This is a genomic window from Nocardioides sp. (assembly GCF_014360585.1).
GTDB lineage: Bacteria > Actinomycetota > Actinomycetes > Propionibacteriales > Nocardioidaceae > Nocardioides.
Genome location: NZ_JACIXG010000146.1, coordinates 1 through 5,070, shown reverse-complemented (window position 1 = coordinate 5,070; position 5,070 = coordinate 1). Strand labels below are relative to the sequence as shown.

Sequence of the window (5,070 nt, the reverse complement as noted above, 5' to 3'; positions counted from 1 at the left end):
CCGGCTTCGCCGGCCGCTTCGCGGTCCTTGACTCGGCACCTGATCGAGAAAGATTTCGCCTATATCGGGGCGGCGGCGAGGGTGTGGCGCGGGGTTCAGGTTGCTTGTTCGCGGACTGCGTAAATCGGGTCTGACCAGGAAAAACAGGTAGCGTTGCAGTGCTGTTTCACATATAATGAGGCGTATGAACGAGACCGTCGACCAGCTCCTCGCCGGGCCGCCCCTGGGCGCGTCCGAGGGCGAGCTGATCGACTGGATCAGCCGGCTCGAAGAAGTGAAGTGCACTGCTGAGGCGGTTCAGGCAGAAGCAGCGGTACGCCTCGATGAAGCCACCCGCGTCCGGCAGGCCGAGGCTGGGGTCCCTGCGCGGAAGCTGGGCGAAGGCGTCGCCTCCCAGATCGCGCTCGCGCGACGAGTCTCACCCGCCAAGGGTGCCAAGCTGCTCGGTCTGGCGAAGATCCTTGTTGCGGAGATGCCGCACACGTTCGGGTTGATGAAGGCGGGCCTGTTCTCGCAGTGGCAGGCCACCATCCTCGCCCGCGAAACCGCCTGCCTCTCGATGGAGAACCGCCGAGTCATCGACTACCAGCTCTGCTCGCCTGGTTCAGACGGTGAACCGCCTGCAGTTGTGACCATGGGACTACGGCAGCTCGAGAACGCCGCCAAGAAGCTTGCGATCATCTTGGAGCAGGAATCCGTCGTGGCTCGGGCCGCCAACGCGGAGAAGGACCGCCGAGTCAGCGTCCGGCCCGCACCCGACACCATGACCTGGCTCGGTGCCTTGCTCCCGGTCAAGGACGGCGTCGCCGTCTACGCGGCACTCGATCAGGCAGCCAAGGCTGCCCAGGCTGCTGGGGATGAGCGGACCCGCGGACAGGTCATGGCCGACACCCTGGTCGACCGCGTCACCGGACGTGACGGCGTCGACGCGAGGCCTCGGATCGAGGTGAAGGTCGTGATGACCGCCGACGCGCTTGCCAACGACGCCGACCAGCCGGCCATGGTCGAGGGCTACGGCCCCGTCCCCGCGACTTGGGCGCGTGAGGCGCTCGCCGACGCTGAGGTGTTCGTCCGGCGACTCTTCACCGACCCCGCCGGGCAGCTGGTTGCGATGGAGTCCCGCTCACGCAAAGCCCCCGAAGGACTGGCCGAGTTCATCGCCACCCGCGACGGTGGGATCTGCCGCACCAACGGCTGCGACGCCCCGATCCGCAACATCGACCACGCCGAACGCCACGCCGACGGCGGCACCACCAGCGCCGAGAATCTTCAAGGATTGTGCGAAAGATGCAACCAGGCGAAAGAAGCCCTCGGCTGGCAGGCCAGACCGGGACCAGACGGCAGCATCATCACCATCACCCCCACTGGGCACACCTACGTCAGCCCACCACCCGACACCTGGAGGCAGCCCCCACCACCCCTCTCACGGGCAGAGTTCATGCTGCGCGACGTACTCCTCGACCACGACCGCGCTGCGTAGCATCTAGGACCGCTGAGTGAGCTACGACGGTGGCGCCATCGATTCTCAGCGGCCACAATCGACAGTGTGAACACTCTCTACGTTGCGTCCGGTGGTGGGGGTGATGCCCTCGGTGCGCTCTTGGCGCGTGGGGTTCTCGAGCCCGACGCAGAGGGTAGGGCTCTCGTATCGACCTGTGCTTGGGAGCGGCTTCGGATCGACCCGGTGCCGGGGCCGCGGTCGCGGGGTGACTTCATCGGACTCCGGCTAATCGATGGCGTACGTGCCGAGATATCGACCTCGGCGGACACGCTGCCCTCCGGTCGGTCCGTCTTGCCTCGGTTGGCCGGTGACGTCGATGCGCGTCTGGTGCTGCACGACTTCGCCGGTGGGGCGATCGGGCTGGGACGGCAGCTCACCCACTTCGCCCGGGCCCTGGGCGCGGATGCTCTCACCGTTGTCGACGTCGGCGGTGACATCGTCGCTCGGGGTGATGAGGCTGGACTGCTGAGCCCGTTGGCCGACTCGCTGACGCTGGCCGCCGCCCTCGACGTGGATCTTCCGGTCCGGCTTGCGGTGCTCGGTCCGGGTGTGGACGGGGAGCTGTCGGCGGAGCAGGTGACGGCGATCCTGCGTGACGTCGGCGGGAAGCGTGCGGGAGAGCTCGTGGCAGCGGATGTGGACAGGCTCCGTGATCCGCTCAGCTGGCACCCGACGGAGGCGACGACGCTGGCGGCGGCCGCTGCGTACGGCCTCCGGGGTGCCGTGGAGATGAGGCGGGGGCACGCGCCGGTTCCGGTGACCGAGGAGAGCGCCGCGGTGTGGCTCGTCGAGGACCTGGACGCACGCGACTTTCCGCTCGCCCGCGCGCTGAGGGACACCCGCAGCCTGGGGAACGCCGAGTCGATCATCCGGACCATCGCCGTCGACGAGCTCGACTACGAGCGGCGACGGGCGCGGCAGCGCCGCGAGGACCCGCCGCCCACGCTCACAGCCACCGAGCTCGCCAGAGACGGCGTTGCCCGCGGCGCTTCGCACATCACGACGCGCCGGCTCCTGGAGGCCACCAGCGGGGACGTGCCGAGCTACGAGTCGGCACGCTTCGAGGGTCTCGGGTTGTGGGCGCTGGACGCCCTGGCACGCGGCTGAGGGGTGGTCAGACCACGGCCTCGGCGGTGGTGAGGGTCAGCGTGGGGGCGGAGGCGGCGCGGGGCCAGACCTCGGCGAGGATCTCGACCCCACGGCGGACGAGCTCGGGACGGGGCGTGATCGCCAGTCGCAGGTGACGCTCGTACGCCCCGTCGACCCCGAACCGGGGGCCGGCGGTGACGAGCAGTCCGTGCGGCCTGGCGGCGAGGGTGAGCTGCGAGCTCACCGGAGCGGGGAGGCCGACCCAGGCGGAGAGCCCGCCGTCGAGACGCGGCGGCAGCTCCCAGTCGGGGAGGTGCTGGCGCATCGCGTGGTAGAGCGCGGCCCGGCCGGCGGCGAGCTGCGCGGCGCGCTCCTCGAGGATCTCGGGGAGATGCTGGAACAGGATGGTGGTGACCAGCTGCTCCCAGATCGGGGTGCCGAGGTCGGTGGCGGAGCGCCCGCTGGCGATCTGGGTCAGCAGCACCGGGTCGGCCCGGATCCAGCCGATCCGCAGCCCGCCCCACAGCATCTTGCTCGCCGAGCCGATGTGGACGACCCGGGCCTGGTGCTCGTCCGCCATCGCGGCCAGCGGCGGGAAGGTCTGGCTCCGGTCGATGTCCAGCTCGGCGGTGGTGTCGTCGACCACGACGAGGGTGTCGACCTTTGCGGCAGCGTGCAGCAGGCGGAGCCGGTCCTCGATCGACATCGAGCGAGACGTCGGGTTGTGGAAGTCGGGCATGACGTACGCCATCACGGGGGTGGTCCGGGCGATGGCCGCCTCCATCGCGGGCATGTCCCAACCGGCGTCGGTGGTCACCGGGCTCGTGATGATCCGGGCTCCGGCGAGGCTCAGGGCGTCGTACGCGTTGGGGTAGGACGGGCTCTCGGCGTAGGCCCGGTCGCCGCGGCTGATCACGGTGCGGGCGAGCAGGGCGATCGCGCTCTGGCCGCCGGTGGTCACCATGATCTGGTCGGGATCGGTCGGCAGCCCGCGCACGGTGTAGCGCGCCGCGATCTCAGCACGCAGCTCCTCGATGCCCCACAGCGTGTAGCCGGGTCCGGCCATGTGGTCGGCCAGCCGGCGGGTCGCCTCGACGGCAGCCTCCGGGAGCCGCCGGGTCGCGGGCAGGGTGGCCCTGACCAAGTCGATCTCGCCGCCCTCGGTGAAGGAGTCGGGAGCGGTTGGCGGAAGCTTCGTCGTGGTGCCCGAGCCCTGGACGCTCAGTGCGTAGCCACGCTCCCGCAGCCGTCGGTAGGCGGCGGTGATCGTCGTGCGGCTCAGCATCAGCCGCTCGGAGAGCTCGCGCTCGGACGGCAGTCGCACGTCGGCGGAGAGCCGCCCGTCGATCAGCAGCAGCTGGATCCGCTCGGCGAGGTTCTCGTACGCCGGGCCGTCCCCTTGCCACTGACCGAGCAGGCCAGCGAGGGCTGTGGCACCGATTCTTCCGCGAGGCATGAGGCCACCTTACGTCAATTGGCTCCTTTACCTTTGATTGGACCCGTGATTGGCTTTGCAATCGTGAAGGATCTCTCTGTGAAGTCGCTCTCCTGGTTGATAACTGGACTCTTCCTCTACGGCATCGCAGTCGCCATGCTCGTTAAGGGTTCACTCGGCCTGGCGCCCTGGAACGCGCTCGCCTCAGGGCTCGTCGAGATCACCGGGGTCTCCTTCGGTGCGATGACCAGCCTTATCGGGCTGGCCGTCCTGCTGCTCTGGATCCCGCTGCGCCAGAAACCGGGCATCGGCACCGTGCTGAACGTGGTGCTCGTCGGCGCCTCGGCGGAGCTCGGCCTTCGCGTCCTGTCTCAGCCCACGGATCTGTTGGCCCAGGTCGCGCTCTTCAGCACCGGCCTGCTCCTGCTCGCCGCGGCAACCGGCATCTACATCGCCCCCGGCCTCGGGCCAGGCCCGCGCGACGGCCTGATGACCGGCCTGCACGAGCGCACCGGTGCCCCGGTCTGGCTGTGCCGCGGGGGCGTCGAGATCACCGTGCTCGCGATCGGCTGGCTCCTCGGTGGCCTCGTCGGCGTCGGGACGGTCGCCGAGGCGCTACTCATCGGTCCGATGGTCCACCGGACCCTGCCGTTCTTCCGGGCCGCGTACGCCGGGCGGCCGGTCATCGCCGACGCCGCTGAGGCGGAAACACGCGCGGGCGCATGATTTTACCCACACGGGTTTATTTTGGCGCCCCCGACAGGATTCGAACCTGTGACCGTCGGATTAGAAGGCCGATGCTCTATCCAGCTGAGCTACGGAGGCGTGGCCCGCGGGAGCACCTCGTCCGAGGTGGGTTTGCGCAGGCCGCACCCGATCTTACTGGTCCCCGTATCCCATGTGTGCATCGCAATCCGAAACACTGACCGGAGTGTTACCAAGGTGTGGGGGGTATTTGGGTGCACTGTCCCCACACTGTCGACGTAGGTGTCCAGTTGTCGGACCACGAGGGTTCGAGACTGGACCGGATCATCGGTAAGGTCCC

General features: G+C 69.0%; 4 protein-coding genes and 1 tRNA gene. 3 read left to right on the top strand and 2 right to left on the bottom strand.

The features are described from left to right. Window positions 1-184 precede the first annotated feature (184 nt). Both H5T77_RS25375 and H5T77_RS25370 read left to right on the top strand, forming a co-directional pair. Window positions 185-1,480, top strand: coding sequence for an HNH endonuclease (locus H5T77_RS25375; protein WP_292653388.1), 1,296 nt, complete (start codon window positions 185-187; stop codon window positions 1,478-1,480). Between the two features lie 66 nt (window positions 1,481-1,546). Next, window positions 1,547-2,608, top strand: coding sequence for a DUF1152 domain-containing protein (locus H5T77_RS25370; RefSeq protein WP_292653387.1), 1,062 nt, complete (start codon window positions 1,547-1,549; stop codon window positions 2,606-2,608). Between the two features lie 7 nt (window positions 2,609-2,615). Here the strand turns inward: H5T77_RS25370 and yczR are convergent, their stop codons facing one another. Beyond that, the gene (gene yczR / locus H5T77_RS25365; RefSeq protein ID WP_292653386.1) at window positions 2,616-4,046 is read right to left on the bottom strand and encodes a MocR-like transcription factor YczR; all 1,431 of its coding nucleotides are present in this window, start codon (window positions 4,044-4,046) and stop codon (window positions 2,616-2,618) included. A 78-nt stretch (window positions 4,047-4,124) separates the two neighbouring features. Between yczR and yczE the strand changes: the two genes are divergently transcribed. Beyond that, a complete protein-coding gene (gene yczE, locus H5T77_RS25360; protein WP_292653385.1) occupies window positions 4,125-4,751 on the top strand; it encodes a membrane protein YczE in 627 nt (208 codons plus the stop codon). A gap of 22 nt (window positions 4,752-4,773) precedes the next feature. Here yczE and H5T77_RS25355 read toward each other — a convergent pair. After that, window positions 4,774-4,850, bottom strand: a tRNA-Arg gene (locus tag H5T77_RS25355). Window positions 4,851-5,070: the final 220 nt, after the last annotated feature.

Coding starts and splice junctions, on each gene's coding strand:
- H5T77_RS25375 (WP_292653388.1), top strand. CDS start 185: ATGAACGAGACCGTCGACCAGCTCCTCGCCGGGCCGCCCCTGGGCGCG.
- yczR (WP_292653386.1), bottom strand. CDS start 4,046: ATGCCTCGCGGAAGAATCGGTGCCACAGCCCTCGCTGGCCTGCTCGGT.